General features: G+C 70.5%; 13 protein-coding genes. 11 read left to right on the top strand and 2 right to left on the bottom strand.

Translation table 11 applies throughout. The features are described from left to right. Positions 1 to 23: 23 nt before the first annotated feature. A complete protein-coding gene (locus QOM21_RS03150) occupies positions 24 to 671 on the top strand; it encodes a TetR/AcrR family transcriptional regulator (RefSeq protein ID WP_407547970.1) in 648 nt (215 codons plus the stop codon). 88 nt (positions 672 to 759) lie between these two features. Here the strand turns inward: QOM21_RS03150 and QOM21_RS03145 are convergent, their stop codons facing one another. Further along, on the bottom strand, positions 760 to 1,440 hold the full coding sequence (locus QOM21_RS03145; protein WP_407547969.1) for a TetR/AcrR family transcriptional regulator: 681 nt from the start codon (positions 1,438 to 1,440) through the stop codon (positions 760 to 762). Between the two features lie 113 nt (positions 1,441 to 1,553). Between QOM21_RS03145 and QOM21_RS03140 the strand changes: the two genes are divergently transcribed. Then, complete coding sequence (locus QOM21_RS03140) at positions 1,554 to 3,164, top strand: MFS transporter (RefSeq protein WP_407547968.1); 1,611 nt, start codon at positions 1,554 to 1,556, stop codon at positions 3,162 to 3,164. A 9-nt stretch (positions 3,165 to 3,173) separates the two neighbouring features. Here QOM21_RS03140 and QOM21_RS03135 read toward each other — a convergent pair whose 3' ends face one another. Further along, positions 3,174 to 3,809: a TetR/AcrR family transcriptional regulator gene (locus QOM21_RS03135; RefSeq protein WP_407547967.1), complete on the bottom strand. Its 636-nt coding sequence runs from the start codon at positions 3,807 to 3,809 to the stop codon at positions 3,174 to 3,176. Between the two features lie 135 nt (positions 3,810 to 3,944). Here QOM21_RS03135 and QOM21_RS03130 point away from each other — a divergent pair, with 135 nt between their 5' ends. From QOM21_RS03130 to QOM21_RS03090, 9 genes are all read left to right on the top strand, one after another. Next, a complete protein-coding gene (locus QOM21_RS03130; RefSeq protein ID WP_407547966.1) occupies positions 3,945 to 5,090 on the top strand; it encodes a VOC family protein in 1,146 nt (381 codons plus the stop codon). After that, positions 5,087 to 6,046 carry a fumarylacetoacetate hydrolase family protein gene (locus QOM21_RS03125; RefSeq protein WP_407547965.1) on the top strand — a complete coding sequence of 320 codons (960 nt, stop codon included), beginning with the start codon at positions 5,087 to 5,089 and terminating at the stop codon, positions 6,044 to 6,046. Before QOM21_RS03130 ends, QOM21_RS03125 begins: the two co-directional genes overlap by 4 nt. Further along, positions 6,043 to 7,653 (top strand): bifunctional 3-(3-hydroxy-phenyl)propionate/3-hydroxycinnamic acid hydroxylase, encoded by a 1,611-nt coding sequence (locus tag QOM21_RS03120; RefSeq protein ID WP_407547964.1) that lies wholly within the window; start codon positions 6,043 to 6,045, stop codon positions 7,651 to 7,653. The genes QOM21_RS03125 and QOM21_RS03120 overlap by 4 nt, the downstream gene beginning before the upstream one ends. A gap of 107 nt (positions 7,654 to 7,760) precedes the next feature. Beyond that, complete coding sequence (locus QOM21_RS03115) at positions 7,761 to 8,213, top strand: VOC family protein (protein ID WP_407547963.1); 453 nt, start codon at positions 7,761 to 7,763, stop codon at positions 8,211 to 8,213. An 885-nt stretch (positions 8,214 to 9,098) separates the two neighbouring features. Next, complete coding sequence (locus QOM21_RS03110) at positions 9,099 to 9,839, top strand: FadR/GntR family transcriptional regulator (RefSeq protein ID WP_407547962.1); 741 nt, start codon at positions 9,099 to 9,101, stop codon at positions 9,837 to 9,839. Then, a complete protein-coding gene (locus tag QOM21_RS03105) occupies positions 9,836 to 11,437 on the top strand; it encodes an amino acid permease (protein ID WP_407547961.1) in 1,602 nt (533 codons plus the stop codon). Before QOM21_RS03110 ends, QOM21_RS03105 begins: the two co-directional genes overlap by 4 nt. Before the next feature lie 2 nt (positions 11,438 to 11,439). Further along, complete coding sequence (locus QOM21_RS03100; protein WP_407547960.1) at positions 11,440 to 12,468, top strand: asparaginase; 1,029 nt, start codon at positions 11,440 to 11,442, stop codon at positions 12,466 to 12,468. A gap of 154 nt (positions 12,469 to 12,622) precedes the next feature. After that, positions 12,623 to 14,044, top strand: a complete 1,422-nt coding sequence (gene aspA, locus QOM21_RS03095; protein ID WP_407547959.1) for an aspartate ammonia-lyase — start codon at positions 12,623 to 12,625, stop codon at positions 14,042 to 14,044. Positions 14,045 to 14,264: 220 nt separating this feature from the next. Continuing rightward, complete coding sequence (locus QOM21_RS03090) at positions 14,265 to 16,310, top strand: FAD-dependent oxidoreductase (protein WP_407547958.1); 2,046 nt, start codon at positions 14,265 to 14,267, stop codon at positions 16,308 to 16,310.

The following is a 16,310-nucleotide window of genomic DNA, read 5'->3' as shown; positions in this document are numbered from 1 at the left end:
CGCACTGACGCACCGAGGTTTCCGTGACCAAGCCCGTGGCCCGCGTTCCCCAGCGACGCAATGCGCGGTCCAACCGGGCGCGCATCCTGGCCACGGCCCGCCACGAACTCGGACGCAACCCCGACCTCACCCTGGAGGAACTCGCGCGCGCCTCGGGCGTGGTGCGACGCACCCTCTACGGCCATTTCCCAGGACGTACGGCGCTGCTGGAGGCCCTGGCCGAGGAAGCCTCCGAAGCCCTTCGCAACACTCTGGCCACCGCCACCAGGCCCGAGGACCCGGCCGAGCGGGCGCTGGCGCACTTCACGTTCTCGATGTGGCACCTGGGGGACCGGTATCGCTTCCTGCTGTCGCTGGCCCGGCGGGACCTGGGGTTGGACCGCGTGGCCGAGATCCTGAAGCCGGCTCGCGACGAGGGCACGGCCATCCTGGAGCGAGGGCAGCGGGACGGCGTCTTCCACACCCTGCTGCCGCCCGCTGTCCTGAGCGCAGGACTCGAAGCGATGACGGTCGCGCTGCTGGAGGAGGTCAACTCCGGCGCGCTGGAGGACGATGGCGCCCGCACCGCCGTCGCGACACTTGTCGCCGCCGGTGTGCCGGAGCGGCGGGCACGTGTCGTGGTCGACGAGGTCGCCCTGACGGTGACCGCGGAGCGCGCTGCCGAGGACTGAGTCCCCCGGGCGGCCGCCCACAACATCTTGCGCCCGAGATCTGCTGAGAGCGAAGGGCGAGCGTAGTTACTCGCCGACGCGCAACTAATTACGCCTGCTCCGTTTCCGGATGCGGTGACGTCTGTCCCTGTGGTGGTGACGTCGGCCCGGTGCCGCGCAGTCGTTGGACCGTTTCGGTCGCGACGCCGCTGTCGACGCCCATGGCGATCAGTGCGGCGGTGGCGGCGGCTGAGCCGTCGCCGGCCCAGGTGCCGGCGTTGACGCTGTCCAGGAGGGCCAGCAGGTGCGCTTCGAGGGCCCTGCCGAGGGGGCCCGGCGCAATGGCGGTGTGAAAGACGCCCTGGCGCTGGCCCGAGGCCAGAATCCGGGTGACCGTGGCGCGGGCGGGTGCCAGGGCCTCACCCACCCGATCTTCCCGCATGTCCTGGCAGACGAGCCTGATGAGCGTGCGGTAGCGGTCGCCGACCGGCCACAAGGCGAGGACGAAGCAGGCCAGGGCGCTCGCCGGGTCCGCTGCCGGGGCGCGGGTGACCGTCACCGCGAGGCGTATCGCTTCCGCGGCGTCCGTGGCGAGTCCCTCGACGAGTGCGGCCCGGCCGGCGAAGTGCGCGTACACGGTGCGACGGGCCACGCCGGCGGCCTCGGCGATGGCGCCCAGGCCGCTGTCCGGGTTCCGGCCCAGCTCCCGCCGGGCCGCTTCCAGGATGCGGGTGCGGGTGGTGCGCGCCCCGCGGCTCCGGGAGGCGTGCGGGGCTGGTCGGCTGGTCACGTCGGCACCTCGGGCAGTGGTGGGGCGGTCCACTCGCGATATTTGCACACGAGTGTGCAACAAACTAGTCTGCACATCGACGGGCAATTAACTCGTACCCCTAGGAGCCCCCGATGCCGTTCCTCGCCAACACACCCGTCGAGAAGATGCCCGGGCCGTATCCGCGGCGCTGGTACGCCCTGCTCGTGCTGTGCCTGAGCCTGCTGATCGTCGTCATGGCGAACACCTCGCTGATCGTGGCGGCGCCGGCCATGACGAGGGATCTCGGTCTGTCCAGCAGCGATCTGCAGTGGGTCATCGACGGCTACACCGTCCCGTATGCCGCGCTGATGCTGGTGCTGGGGTCGATCGGCGACAAGTACAGCCGCCGCGGCGCCCTCCTCGTGGGTCTGCTGATCTTCGCGGGCGGTTCGGTGATGGGCAGCCTGGTCGACGGGACCGAGCTGGTCATCGGGGCTCGCGCGGTCATGGGGATCGGCGCCGCCGTCGTCATGCCGGCCACGCTCTCCCTGCTGGTCGCGATCTTCCCCAAGCGCGAGCGGGCCAAGGCCATCACCGCATGGACCGCGACCTCCGGTCTCGCGATCGCCGTCGGTCCGCTCGTGGCGGGCCGGCTGCTGGCGGACCACGCCTGGGGTTCGACCTTCCTGATCAACGTCCCCATCGCCCTCGTCGCCGTCGTCGGCGCACTGTTCCTGGTTCCGCCGTCGAAGGCGCACGGGATGGGGCGGATCGACTACGTGGGCGGGCTGCTCTCCATCGTCTCGGTCGGCTCCCTTGTCTACGCGACCATCGAGGGCCCGCACTTCGGCTGGGGTGCCGGTCCGGTCACTGCCGCCGTCGTCGCGGGAGTGGGTCTACTGGCCTTCGTGGCCTGGGAGTTGCGCCACCCGCACCCCATGCTCGACGTGCGCAAGTTCCGGATCCGTCCCTTCAGCGGTTCGATGATGGCGGTGCTGTTCTTCTTCTTCGGCACGTTCGGCGCGATCTACTACTCCACGCAGTTCCTGCAGTTCGTCCTCGGCTACGACGCGCTGGAGACCGGTGCCCGCCTGCTGCCGCTTGCCGGGGCCGTCTTCCTCGGCGCCGCGGTGACCGGGCAGCTGACCCCGAAGCTGGGCATGAAGGCGATGGTGGTGACCGGCATGGTGATCGGGACCGCGGGCGTCTTCCTGCTGACGATGGTCGACAAGGGCTCGTCGTACGCCGACTTCCTGACGCCGATGCTGCTGCTCGGGTTCGCGATCGGCCTGAGCGTTTCTCCTGCCACCGACACCATCATGGGTTCCTTCCCGGAGTCCGAGCTGGGCGTCGGCGGCGGTGCCAACGACACCGCGCTGGAGCTGGGCGGGTCGTTGGGGATCGCGGTGCTGGGCTCGCTGCTGGGCACGGCCTACCGGGACGAGCTGACCGATCTGGTGGGCAACCGGCTGCCGGCCGCGGCCATGCGGGCGGCCGAGGACTCGGTGGGCGGTGGTCTCGCGGTCGCCGAGCGGATCGCGAAGGATCCTGCCGGCGGCGCGCAGCAGTCCCAGGTCCTGATCGACGCCGTCCACGAGTCGTTCGCCCAGGGCGTCGCCCGAACGAGCCTGGTCGGCGGAATCATCATGGCCGCCGGCACGGTGATCGTCCTGGTGGTCCTGCCGGGCCGCCGGGCCGTCGCCAGGCGCCGGGTGGAGGAGCCGGCGGAGGTCCGCGAGGCCGATCGCGCCGACGCCGTGTAGCTTCCCGCGTCAGCCGAGGTCGGGCAGCGGACGCCGGGCGACCTCGCGGGCCTCGTCCGGCGGAACGCCCAGCATGCGCACGACCATCTCGGCCAGGTTCGCCGCCGCCTCGTCGCCGTCCAGGTCGGGGCGGGCGAACCTCAGCTCCACGAGGGAGAGCAGGGTCCCGCCCAGCGCCGACAGGGCCACGGTCGTGTCGACGGGGGAGAAGCGGCCGGAGGCGACACCGACTTCCAGGTCCCGCAGCGCCCGGGGGGCGAGGCCGCGGTCGGCGTGGAGGTGGCCGAGCCCCCGGTGGCGGAGCACCTGCATGAGTTCCGGGTGGGAGTCGGCCATCCGGGCGCTGAGCCGGAAGCCCGCCGTCACGAGTTCCGCGGGGTCGTCGATCCCGCGCAGCCGCTCGTCGAAGGTCTGGCCGAACTCCTCCAGCGCGTCCACCACCGCCGCGTCGAACAGGTCCGTCTTCGACTCGAAGTGGTTGTAGAAGGACCCGAAACCCACGTCCGCGCGCTCGGCGATCGCCTGGATGCTCGCGCTGGTGTCCCCGGTCTCGGCGAGGATCTGCCGGGCGGCGCGGACGAGCGCCTGGCGGGTCTCGGCGCGGCGGCGCTCGAATCGGTTCGCGGGCGGGGCTGACGTAGGCATACGCGAAGTCTAGCCGCGGTATCGATGCCAACCGCAGTTCTGATGAATCCATCATTTCTCTCGACTCAGCCCTTGACGAGCGATCCGTCAAACTTGATGATTTCATCATCACGACACTGTCGCTCGGAGGGCACGATGTCCGAAACCCACACCGACGGGCCCGCCGTCGCCACGCCCCACCAGGATCTGCACAGCGAACGGGGCGCCCTGCGCGGTGAGCACCCGGGCCGGACCCGGAACCCCGTCATCAAGGTGGCGGACCTGGCCTGGCTGGAGTTCGAGAAGCCCGACCTGGACCGCGCCGAGGTCTTCGCCCGTGACTTCGGCTTCGCGGTCGCGGCCCGCGGTGCACGCGAACTGTGGCTGCGCGGCACCTTCGCGGGCTCGCCCTGCATGGTCATCCGGCAGGGGCGCACCTCCCGGTTCGCCGGCCCGGCCTTCCGCGCGGCCGAGCGCACCGACCTGGACCGGCTGGCCCGCGCCACCGGCACGGCCGTACGGGACTCCGACGTCCCCGGCGGCGGCAAGGAGGTCCTGCTGCTCGACCCCTCGGGCTTCCCCGTCCGCGTCGTGCACTGTGCCGCGCCGCTGCCCGCGCTGCCCGAACAGCAGCCAAGGATCCTGAACTTCGGCACGGACCTGCGCCGTACGAACGCCCCGCAGCGCCCGCCGCGCGAGCCCTCCCGGATCCAGCGCCTGGGCCATGTCGTGCTGGAGACACGGATGTTCGGCCGCGCCCTCGACTGGTACCTGGACACCCTCGGCATGATCGTGTCCGACTTCCTCTTCCTGGACGGGCGGCGCGACCGTGGTCCGACCATGGCCTTCATCCGCTGCGACGAGGGCAGCCGGGCCGTGGACCACCACACCCTCGCGATGCACCTGGGGCCCGGCACCGGATACGTGCACTCCGCTTACCAGGTCACCGACCTGGACGCGATCGCGGCCGGCGGCGAGTATCTGGGCGAACGCGGCTACCGGCGCAGCTGGGGCATCGGCCGCCACATCCAGGGCAGCCAGCTCTTCGACTACTGGCGCGACCCGGACCGCTTCATGCTGGAGCACTTCGCCGACGGCGATCTGTTCTCCCGGGACGTCGAACCCGGCTGGGCACCCATGTCCGCGAGCGGTCTCGCGCAATGGGGCCCGCCGGTGACCCGTGACTTCCTCGGCGCCGGTCCGTCCCCCGCCAAGCTGCGCGAGGTCCTCACGGCCTTGCGCGGCGACAACGAACTCGACCCCGCACGCCTGCTGGGCCTGATGAAAGCGATGACCTCATGAGCACCGACGTCCTGCGCACCGCCGACGGATGGTGGGTCGTCCTCGGGGACCGAGCCGTCCCCGTCGACACCGCGGCCACCACCACAGCCGATCTGCTCGCCGACCGTGCCGCGGTGGCGAAGGCCGCGGCCTCCGGCGAAGCGGGCACACCCGTCGCCGGCCTGGCGGCGCTCTCCCCGGTCACCACCCCCTGCCGCGTCGTCGCCCAGATGGTCAACTACCGCAGCCACGCACGGGATTCGGGATTCACCGGCGAGATACCGCCCGCCTTCTTCCGCAAGGCGTCCGGGTCGGTGAGCGGGCCGACCGACACCATCGTCCGTCCCTCCCATGTGAAACTCCTCGACTACGAGATCGAACTCGGCCTGGTCATCGGGGCGCCCCTGCCGGTGGGCACCGCGGTGGCGGAGCGGGACCTGCCGGCCTACGTCGCCGGGCTCGTGGTCACCAACGACGTCAGCGCCCGTGACGTACAGCTGACCAAGACCCAGTTCTACGAGAGCAAGTCGTACCCGACCTTCACACCCACCGGCCCGTATCTGACGCTGCTGGAGCCGGCGGACTTCGACCATCTCCTCGACCTGCGGCTGAAGTTGTCGGTCAACGGCGAGCTGCGGCAGGACCGCACCCTCACCGACATGATCGTCCGTCCCGCACAGGCACTGACCCTGCTCGCGCGGTTCCAGGCCCTCGACCCCGGCGACCTGCTGCTGACCGGCACCCCCGGCGGCACGGCCCTGAAGGCGCCGCCCAAACCGGTGGAGAAGATCGGCGCGCTGCTGCCGGCCGCGGTGAAGTGGAAGTCGTTCTTCAAGAGCCAGGCCAAGAACCCGCGCTACCTGGACGAGGGCGACCTGATCACCGCCACGATCGCCACGCCGGACGGGCGGATCGACCTCGGCGAACAGCGCACCCCCGTGGCCGACGCGAACCGGTCATCGAGGTCGGCCACGTGACCGCCGAACAGGCCGGACCAGGGCAGACGCCGTCCGGATCGGCGCAGCACGTACCCGTCGTGATCGTCGGAGCCGGTCCGGTGGGGGCGGCCGCGGCACTTCTGCTCGCCAGGCGCGGAGTCGCCTGCGTGGTCCTCGAACGCCACCGGGACCTCTACCCCCTCCCGCGTGCCGTTGCCATGGATGACGAGGTCCGTCGCATTCTCCAGGCCGCCGGAATCCACGAGGAGTTCGCCCGCCTCGCCCGCCCCGCCAAGGGACTGCGCCTGCTCGACGGCCGGCACCGGGCGATCGCCGAGTTCCCGCGGTCTCCGCACGGCCACCACGGATTCCCCCAGACCAGCATGTTCGACCAGCCCGAACTGGAGCGGCTGCTGCGCGACGCCCTGGACCGGCGCCCGGAGTGCGAGCTGCGCAGCGGGGTGGAAGTCACCGGCATCGCCTCGACCACCGGAGGCCCGGTCCGCGTGACGTTCCGAGGGGGCGGTGGCGAGGACCACCTGTGGGCGGATGCCGTCCTGGGCTGCGACGGCGCCAACAGCCTTGTCCGCGGGGCGATCGGCGCGGTCTGGGAAGACCTGCGCTTCGAGGAACGCTGGACCGTCGTCGATGTCCGCACCCGAGCCGACGTCCGCTCCTGGGAGGGCGTTGACCAGGTCTGCGACCCGCACCGGCCGGCGACCTTCATGCGCGTCGGAGAGGACCGATACCGCTGGGAGTTCCGGCTGCGGGAGGAGGAAGAGCTCGACTTCGAGCGACTGCGCGAGCTGGTAGCCCCCTGGGTGGACGTCTCCGCCGGCGACGACTTCCATGTGGTCCGGCAGGCTCCTTACACCTTCCGGGCCCGTATCGCCGACCGCTGGCGCCAGGGCCGCGTCTTCCTGCTCGGTGACGCCGCCCACCTCACCCCGCCGTTCGTGGGGCAGGGGCTGTGTGCGGGCCTGCGCGACGCCCACAACCTGACCTGGAAGCTGGCCTACGTCCTGCAACAGGGCGCTGATGAGCGGCTGTTGGGGACGTATGAATGCGAACGCAAGCCCCACGCCCGCCACATGATCCGCCTTGCCGTCGCGACCGGATGGGCCATGACCGGCGGCCAGGACCGTCTGGCGGCGCTGCGCCGGGCGGCCGTGGGTGCGGTCTGCCGCATCGCCGGGGTGGCAGGCGTGGCGGGTGCGGCGGACCGCGGCTTCAGCCGGCCCTTGCCCCCGGGCCCGCTCGTACGCCGTAGCCGACTCGCCGGCACTCTCTGCCCACAGCCCTGGGTGACCGCCAACGGCGCCCGGGCGCGCCTGGACGATGTCCTCGGCGACTCCTTCGCCATCCTGACCGCGGTGCCGCTCACCCCCTCCCTGCGCGCGCTCGGCGAGGCGCTCGGCGCGCGGATCGTCCACGTACGGCGCACCGGCGACGACGGAACCCTCGCGGCGTGGCTCCGCGACGGCCGTGCCGACGCGGCCCTGCTGCGACCCGACCGCGTGGTCCTGGACGTACTGCCACGCGGCGGCGACGACTTCACGGACACCGCCGGCTGGGCGCCCTTGCTCTGCACCGCCCGCCGCCCTGCCTCACCTGCCCCGGGGGTGCGGGAGGCGCCGATCAGGTGACATCCTCCGCCACGCCCGGTGCGCATGCGGTGCGCGAACGGCCCGGTGGGGGAGTGCAGCGTGCGTCAGGTTGCGACGGAGTCCGAGCAACCCATACAACCCACTACATGACACTCAACTGGAAACTGGTTATCGACAGCGGGAACGCGCCCGTGCTCGCGGACTTCTGGGCCGCGGCACTGGGCTATGAAGTGGAGAACCCCACCGCGCTCATCGAGCAGCTGCTGGCAGCCGGTCACGTCGGGGAGGAAGCGGTCACCGAGCACCGCGGCCACAAGATCTTCCGCGGCTACGCCGCGATCCGCCACCCCGAGGACCCCTTCGACGAGACCAGCGGCATCGGCCGCGGGCGACGGCTGCTCTTCCAGGACGTACCCGAAGGCAAGGCCGGCAAGAACCGCCTGCACATCGACATCCACGGTGAGCCCGGCGGCCTCGACGAGCTGGTGGCACGGCTGGAGGAACTGGGCGCGACCTGCGTCGGCGAGGTGAACCAGGGACCGGCCGGGCACTGGTGGGTCATGCGCGACCCGGAAGGCAACGAGTTCTGCGCTGCCTAGCCACGGCCGCGGGGCACGGTGGAGGTGAGGACGGCCGGCTCGTGGCGTGACGTCGGGGCCGATGCCCTCTCCGGAGCCGATGGCGCGGCTTGACCCGGTCATGCCGGGTAGGACGAGCGCCGGCTACCCGGCCAGGAGGCTGCTGGGCTTGCTTCTGGGCACCAGGGTCGTCCGCCCGCATGGGGCTGGTTGGCGTGAGGCCGGACGAATCGAGTGCGGTCGGCGATGTGGCGGGGCCGCGGTCCACGCCGGGCGGGCTGGGTGAAAGCGGCGAGCCGGGGCGGAGGCCCACCAGCGCGCTGCGACCTGTTCGGGGCCCGCGAGGGCACCGAGGCGGTCTACCGCGAACCCATCCACGGACACGCGGCCCCGAACCTGCCCTCCCTCCCGCATCGACGGCATCCTGTGGCTGACCTGCACCGACGTGGGCACGGCCCTGTCGGAGTTCGCCGGCGCCGAGCTGTTCCGAGGAGCCGCCGCCCCGGACGCTGCCGAGCCTCGCGCCGCATTCGATCACCGCCCCGGCGCGGGTGCGGATGGCCCTGGAGAAGATCCAGGTCTCGGGCCTCGCCTACGGGGACAGGAGGCCGCGGCAGGGCTGAGCCGTATCGCGGTGCTCGTGCTCGCCGGAGCTGCGGCCGCTTCCAGGGGGGCCGCGGAGACGCTTCGGCCCTGCTCAGCCGGGCCCGGCGGGGTGGACGGCGGCCCTGAGGTCGTCCCGGACGCTGCGTGCGGGCGGCCGACGCAGCGGGGTGCGAGGACGTCCGTCGAGGTCGGCGACATGCGCGGTTAACGGCGGTCGGATGGCCCGGACGGTCGCCACCAGGAGATTTCATCCGGCCTTAACCCTTGACATGGCCCCCGGTCGGATTCGACGATCCCGGGGTGAACCTGTCAGACAGCCAGACAGCTGGCGATGTGCCCCGGCGGATCAGCGCGATGGAAGCGGTTCTGAACCATTTGCGCGGCGCCATCGAACGGGGCGAGTACGCGGTCGGGGACAAGCTCCCCTCCGAGGCCGAGCTCTGCCGGCGGCTGGAGGTGAGCCGGCCCGTCCTCCGGGAGGCGCTGCGCGCGCTCCAGACCATGGGGCTCACGGTCTCGCGCACCGGCAAGGGCACCTTCGTCATCTCCGACGGCGCCGTGGCCGATCCGACCTTCGGCGACTACGTGGCGAGCGACCTCCTGGAGGTGCGCCGCCACGTGGAGATTCCGGTGGCCGGTTACGCGGCGCTGCGCCGTACGGCGGAGGATCTCGATCACCTGCTCCATCTGCTGGAGCGGATGGAGCAGGAGACCGACACCACCGCGTGGGTGGCGATGGACAGCCTCTTCCACCTCGCCATCGCCCAGGCGGCCCGCAATCCGGTCTTCCGCCGGGTCATCGAAGAGATCCGCGATGCGCTGGCGCGCCAGTCGGCCTTCCTCAACGAGCTCGGCGGACGCCGCGAGCAGTCCAACCGGGAACACCGGGCGATCGTCGAAGCACTGGTCGACCGCTCCGAACACGACGCGGTGGCAGCCATGGAGCACCACCTCGCACGCGTCGAAACGACGCTGACCACCATCGTGCGGCCGCAACAACACCGTACGGACCCCTCCACCGAAGACGAGGATCACGCGTGAGCGAGCAGTCCCTCCAGCAGGCGGAACGGCACCGGCAACAAGGAACACCCCAGGAACACGAAGGAAGCGGCCCCGCGCAGCAGCCGGGCAGGCACGTGGACGCCGGCGACGCCGGATACCAGAAGTCCCTCAAGTCCCGGCACGTCAACATGATCGCCATCGGCGGGGCCATCGGAACCGGCCTCTTCCTCGGCGCGGGAGGCAGGCTCGCCGACGCGGGACCCTCGCTGGCCGTGGCGTACGCGCTGTGCGGGCTGTTCGCCTTTCTCGTGGTGCGTGCTCTGGGGGAGCTGGTACTGCACCGGCCGTCCTCGGGAGCGTTCGTCTCCTACGCGCGGGAATTCCTCGGCGAGAAGGGCGCGTTCGTCGCGGGCTGGATGTACTTCCTGAACTGGGCGACCACCGGAATCGCCGACATCACGGCAGTGGCGACCTATACCCACTACTGGGGGATGTTCTCCGATGTCCCGCAGTGGGTGATCGCGCTGATAGCCCTCGCGGTCGTGCTGACGGTGAATTTGATATCCGTGAAGATTTTCGGGGAGCTGGAGTTCTGGTTCGCGATCGTCAAGGTCGGTGCGCTGGTCGTCTTCATGCTGATCGGCATCTTCCTGCTCGTCACCCAGCACCCGGTGGCCGGCCATACTCCCGGCCCCTCGATGATCACCGACCACGGCGGCCTCTTCCCGACCGGGACGCTGGCGATGCTGCTGGTCATTCAGGGCGTGGTGTTCGCCTACGCCTCGGTCGAGCTGGTCGGCGTCACCGCAGGTGAGACGGCGGAGCCGGAGAAGATCATGCCGAGGGCGATCAACTCCATCATGTGGCGCGTGGGCATCTTCTACGTCGGCTCGGTGGTCCTGCTGGCGATGCTGCTGCCCTGGAGCGCGTATTCGGCCGGCGAGAGCCCCTTCGTCACGGTGCTGGCCAACGTCGGGGTGCCGGCCGCCGGCGGAGTGATGAATCTCGTCGTCCTCACCGCCGCCATGTCCAGCCTCAACTCCGGCCTCTACTCCACCGGCCGCATTCTGCGCTCGATGGCGATGTCGGGATCCGCACCGCGTTTCACCGGAGTGATGAGCCGCAGCCAGGTCCCCTACGGCGGCATTCTGCTCACCTCGGGCGTCTGCGTACTCGGCGTGGGCCTGAACTACGTCGTGCCGAGCGAGGCATTCGAGATCGTGCTGAATTTCGCGGCGATCGGAATTCTCAGCACCTGGGCCATGGTCATGATCTGCCACCTGCTCTTCTGGCGGAAGACCCGGACCGGGCAGCTCGTCCGCCCCGGCTACCGCCTCCCGGCCTCGCCGTGGACCGAGATCGTCACCCTGGTCTTTCTTGCGGGCGTCCTGGTGCTGATGTGGGCCGACGGCGGCGCCGGCCGCACCACCGTGATGTCCCTCCCCCTGATCGCTGCCGCGCTGGTCGCCGGCTGGTTCCTGGTACGGGGCCGGGTCGGCACCCTCCAGGACGCTGCCGCAGCGGCCCGGGAGAGCGGCAGCCACCCGGCCGCCGTACCCACCCCGCGGCGCACCGAAGACACCAACAGCACTGACAGCTCCAACAGCTCCAACAGCACGGAAAGTACCGAAAACTGATTATGTCTCAGCCCACCACCCTGCGGCCGCACCGCACCGCGGGGGAGCCGCCCGTCGTCCGCGAACCGGCTCACGTTCCCCTCGCCCATGTCGTGCGCGCAGGTCTCGTCGAGGGCATCCACCACGGTTCGGTCGTGGTGTTGGCGGCCGACGGGAGCGTGCAGTTCCAGGCGGGCGACATCGAGGCCGCGTTCTACCCGCGCTCGGCGCTCAAGCCCCTCCAGGCGGTCGGCCTGCTGCGCGCGGGACTGCCGTCGCTGGACGATCCGGAGCTGGCCCTCGTCGCGGCCAGCCACTCCGGTGAGGAACAGCATCTGGCCGCAGCACGGCGCATCCTGACCGGCGGCCAACTGACCCAGGACGCGCTGCGCAACGTCCCCGACCTGCCCTACGACCCCGCCGTACGGGAGGAGTGGATCCGGCGCGGCCTGGGGCCCACCCGTCTCGCACAGAACTGCTCGGGCAAGCACGCCGCCATGCTGCTGACGGCGCGCACCCGGGGGTGGGACCTGGACGACTACCTCGACCCCGGACATCCGTTGCAGCGGGAACTGGCCGCGACGGTCGAGGACCTCACCGGCCAGGGCATCGCCCACGTCACGGTCGACGGCTGTGGCGCGCCGCTGTTCTCCGTCTCCCTGCACGGGCTGACCCGGGCCGCCGCCCGGCTGGCGACGGCAGCCCCAGGCACCGACGAGGGCCGCCTCGCCCACGCCATGCGCGAGCACCCGCACATGGTCTCCGGCAGTCGACGTGATGTCGCCCGGCTGGTGCGGGCAGTGCCCGGTCTGCTGGCCAAGGACGGCTTCGAGGGCGTGCAGATCGCGGCGCTGCCCGACGGGCGGGCGGTCGGCGTGAAGATCGCCGACGGCGGCGACCGCGCCCGGATGCCGGTGACGGCGGCCGCCTTGGCGCTCTGCGGCGTCGACCCCGAGGCCCTCGCCCCGTTCGCCACCGCACCCGTCCTGGGCGGCGGGGCACAGGTCGGGACACTCCACGCAGCGGGTGCCCTTGCTCGGCAAGCTGTCTGACGCAGCGTCATGTGCCGGGTGCGAGGCACCCGCTCACCCCGCGGGACGCACCGCACCGGCTTGCGCCACCAACCTCCCCGCGGCCCTTCCCCGGCCCGGCTCCGGCCCGACCTCCCAACACCTCCCCTCCACCTCGCAAAGGAACCCCCGCAACATGACTGCCGCCGGCCACCGCCGCGAACACGATCTGCTCGGAGACCGGGACGTCCCCGCCGACGCCTACTGGGGCATCCACACCCAGCGCGCCGTCGAGAATTTCCCCATCACCGGCACGCAGATCGCCGCCTACCCGCACCTGATCAACGCGCTCGCCGCCGTCAAGGAAGCCGCCGCGCGCGCCAATGAAGACCTCTCCCTGCTCGACTCCGAGCGGGCCGACGCCATCGCGGCCGCCTGCCGGGAGATCCGGGACGGCGGCCGCCTGCACGACCAGTTCATCGTCGACGTCATCCAGGGCGGCGCCGGAACCTCGACGAACATGAACGCCAACGAGGTGATCGCCAACCGCGCGCTGGAGATCCTCGGCCACACCAAGGGCGACTACCACCACCTGCACCCCAACGAACACGTCAACCTCAGCCAGTCGACGAACGACGTCTACCCGACGGCCGTCAAACTCGCCACGATCATCGCCGTACGCGAACTGCTCGACGCGATGACCATCCTGCGCGAAGCCTTCGGCGCCAAGGCCGAGGAGTTCCGCGACGTCCTCAAGATGGGGCGCACCCAGCTTCAGGACGCGGTGCCGATGACCCTCGGCCAGGAGTTCTCGACCTACGCGGTGATGCTGGAGGAGGACCAGAGCCGGCTGGCGGAGGCAGCCCTCCTCGTCCACGAGATCAACCTCGGCGCCACCGCCATCGGCACCGGCCTCAACGCCCCCCGGGGCTACGCCGAAGCGGCGCGCACACACCTTGCCGCGCTCACCGGCGTGCCGCTGGTCACCGCCGCCAACCTCGTCGAGGCCACCCAGGACTGCGGGGCCTTCGTCCACCTGTCCGGTGTCCTCAAGCGCATCGCCGTCAAGCTGTCCAAGAGCTGCAACGACCTGCGGCTGCTCTCCTCCGGCCCACGCGCGGGGCTCGCCGAGATCAACCTGCCGCCGGTGCAGGCCGGTTCGAGCATCATGCCCGGCAAGGTCAACCCGGTCATCCCCGAGGTCGTCAACCAGGTCGCCTTCGAAGTCATCGGCAACGACGTCACCATCACCATGGCCGCCGAAGCGGGCCAGCTCCAGCTGAACGCCTTCGAGCCGATCATCCTGCACTCCCTCTCGGAGAGCATCACCCACCTCGGGGCCGCCTGCCGCACCCTCGCCGAGCGCTGTGTCGTGGGCATCACCGCCAACACCGAAACTCTCCGTGCGAGCGTCGAGAACTCCATCGGCCTGGTCACCGCACTCAACCCGCACATCGGCTACACGGCCGCCACCGCGATCGCCAAGGAGGCCCTCGCCACCGGACGCGGCGTCGCCGAACTGGTCCTGGAACACGGCCTGCTCCCCGCCGACCGGCTCGCGGCGCTGCTGCGCCCGGAGGAGATCGCCGGCACGGGCGGCGATCTCACCACGGCCTGAGCCGCCGGCCGCCTCTCCCTGCCGCGACCGGGCAGGGAGGGCCCGGGCGCGCGAACGTCCCAGTCCCGTCCGGACGTTGGCACCGCCGGCGGGTCACGGAGAGATGTCATGGGAGCCGCGTCATGTAGCGGTTCGAGTGGTTTAGCGTCCCCGTCTGCGTGAATGCGGTGGCTCACCGTCGTTGGTACGCCAAGTGTATTGCGCGATGAGTACACACGACATGAGCAACCCAGACGTGAGCATTCCGACCACGAAGAACACGGACGCATCGAGCGGGGAAGAACGCGCGGCGGATGCTTCGCCCGCCTCGCACCCCTTACCCCCCTCGCACGGCGGGCAGCCCACACGGCGCGCCGTCGTCACGGCAACGGGCGCCTCGGCGCTCGCTGCCGGACTCACCGCCGCCTCCGTCGCGCCCGCGTCCGCGTTGAGCCCTGCCACCGCACCCTCGACGGTGCCGGCCGCGGCGCCACCCGGCACCGATCCGAAGGCGTACACCACGGTCGCCCGCGCCATCGCCGTCTACGACGAGAACGACAAGTCCCTCGTCCCGGCCTACGTGAAGGCCGTCGAGAGCGGTCTGCCCGCCGGCCGGGCGAAGGCGACGAAACGGGTCCTGATCGTCGGGGCCGGGCCCGCCGGTCTGCTCGCCGCCGATCTGCTCAACCGGGCAGGCCATGATGTCGTCGTGATCGAGGCCAACGGCAACCGGGTCGGCGGCCGGATCAAGACGTTCCGCAAGGGCGGCCACGAGGGCGCCGAGCAGCCCTTCGCGGACCCCGCGCAGTACGCCGAGGCCGGGGCCATGCGGCTGCCCGCCAGCCACCCGCTCCTCATGGCGCTGATCAAGAAGCTCCACCTCACGCTCCAGGAGTTCTACCTGGTGGATGTGGACGTCGACAATCCGTCGAAGCAGGCCAATCGCACCTGGATCCACGTCAACGGCGTGCGCATGCGCAGGGCCGACTACGACAAGAACCCCGAAGAGATCAATGACAGCTTCGGCGTCACGGGCCCCAACCGCGTGAAGACCGCATCCGTCATTCTCGCGAACGCCCTCGAACCCGCACACCAGCTCATCCGGGGCAAGGAAGGGACCGCCCTCGTCAACGGATGGGCCGAGATCCTCAAGAAGTACGGCCACTGGTCGATGTACCGGTATCTCACCGAAGCCGCCGGACTCGACACCAGGACCGTCGACCTCATCGGCACCATCCAGAACCTGACCTCACGGCTGCACCTCTCCTTCACCCACAGCTTCCTGTCCGCCGCGCTGATCGACCCCAAGACCAAGTTCTGGGAGATCAAGGGCGGCACCGCGCTGCTCGCCGACGCGCTGTACGCGCCGGTCAAGGGGAAAGTGCGGCTCGACAGGCGTGCCGTACGGATCGAACGGCACGGCGGAAAGGTGCGGGTGCACACCGTTTCCGAGGACTGCCAGACCGGCGACGGCGGAGTCACGGAGGTCTTCGAGGGCGACGAGGCGATCATCACCGTCCCCTTCTCCGGACTGCGCCATGTGGCCTTCGACCCGCCGCTCACCTACGGAAAGCGCCGGGCCGTCACGGAACTGCACTACGACGCCGCGACCAAGGTGCTGCTGGAATTCTCCCGGCGCTGGTGGGAGTTCACGGAGGCGCAGTGGAAGGAGGCGCTGAACTCCATCGAGGACGACCTCTACGACAAGTACAAGGCGGGTCACGTCAAGCACGGCAAGTATCTGGGCGCGCACAAGTCCGTCAAGGATCTGGGCGTGACGGTCCCCGACGAATTCAAGAAGTGCTTCGCCGTCTTCCGGCCCGTGATGAGGGGCGAACCGGAAGCCACTCATGTCCGTGGCGGCGGGACCGTGAGCGACAATGCCAACCGCTTCATGTACTTCGAGCACGCGCAGCCCATGGAGGGCAGCGACGGAGGCGTCATGCTCGCCTCCTACAGCTGGTCCGACGACGCCCTCAAGTGGGATGCCTTCGCCGACGAGGAGCGTTATCTGCGCGCGCTCGCCGGAGTGCAGGCTGTCTTCGGCCGTCGCTGCGAGGTCTTCTTCACGACCAAGTGCAAGACCCAGTCGTGGATGCGCGATCACTACGCCTACGGTGAAGCCTCCGTGCTCTTCCCCGGCCAGCACACGGAATTGTTTCCCGACGTGCCCACATCCGAGGGGCCGCTGCACTTCGCGGGGGACCACACCTCCATCAAGCCCGCGTGGATCGAGGGCGCCCTCGAATCCGCCGTCCGCACAGCATTGAAGGTCCACACGGGCTGA

The organism is Streptomyces sp. Pv4-95, from assembly GCF_045782725.1.
GTDB lineage: Bacteria > Actinomycetota > Actinomycetes > Streptomycetales > Streptomycetaceae > Streptomyces.
The sequence above is the reverse complement of the archived record's forward strand: the minus strand, read 5'-3'. Positions and strand labels throughout refer to the sequence as shown.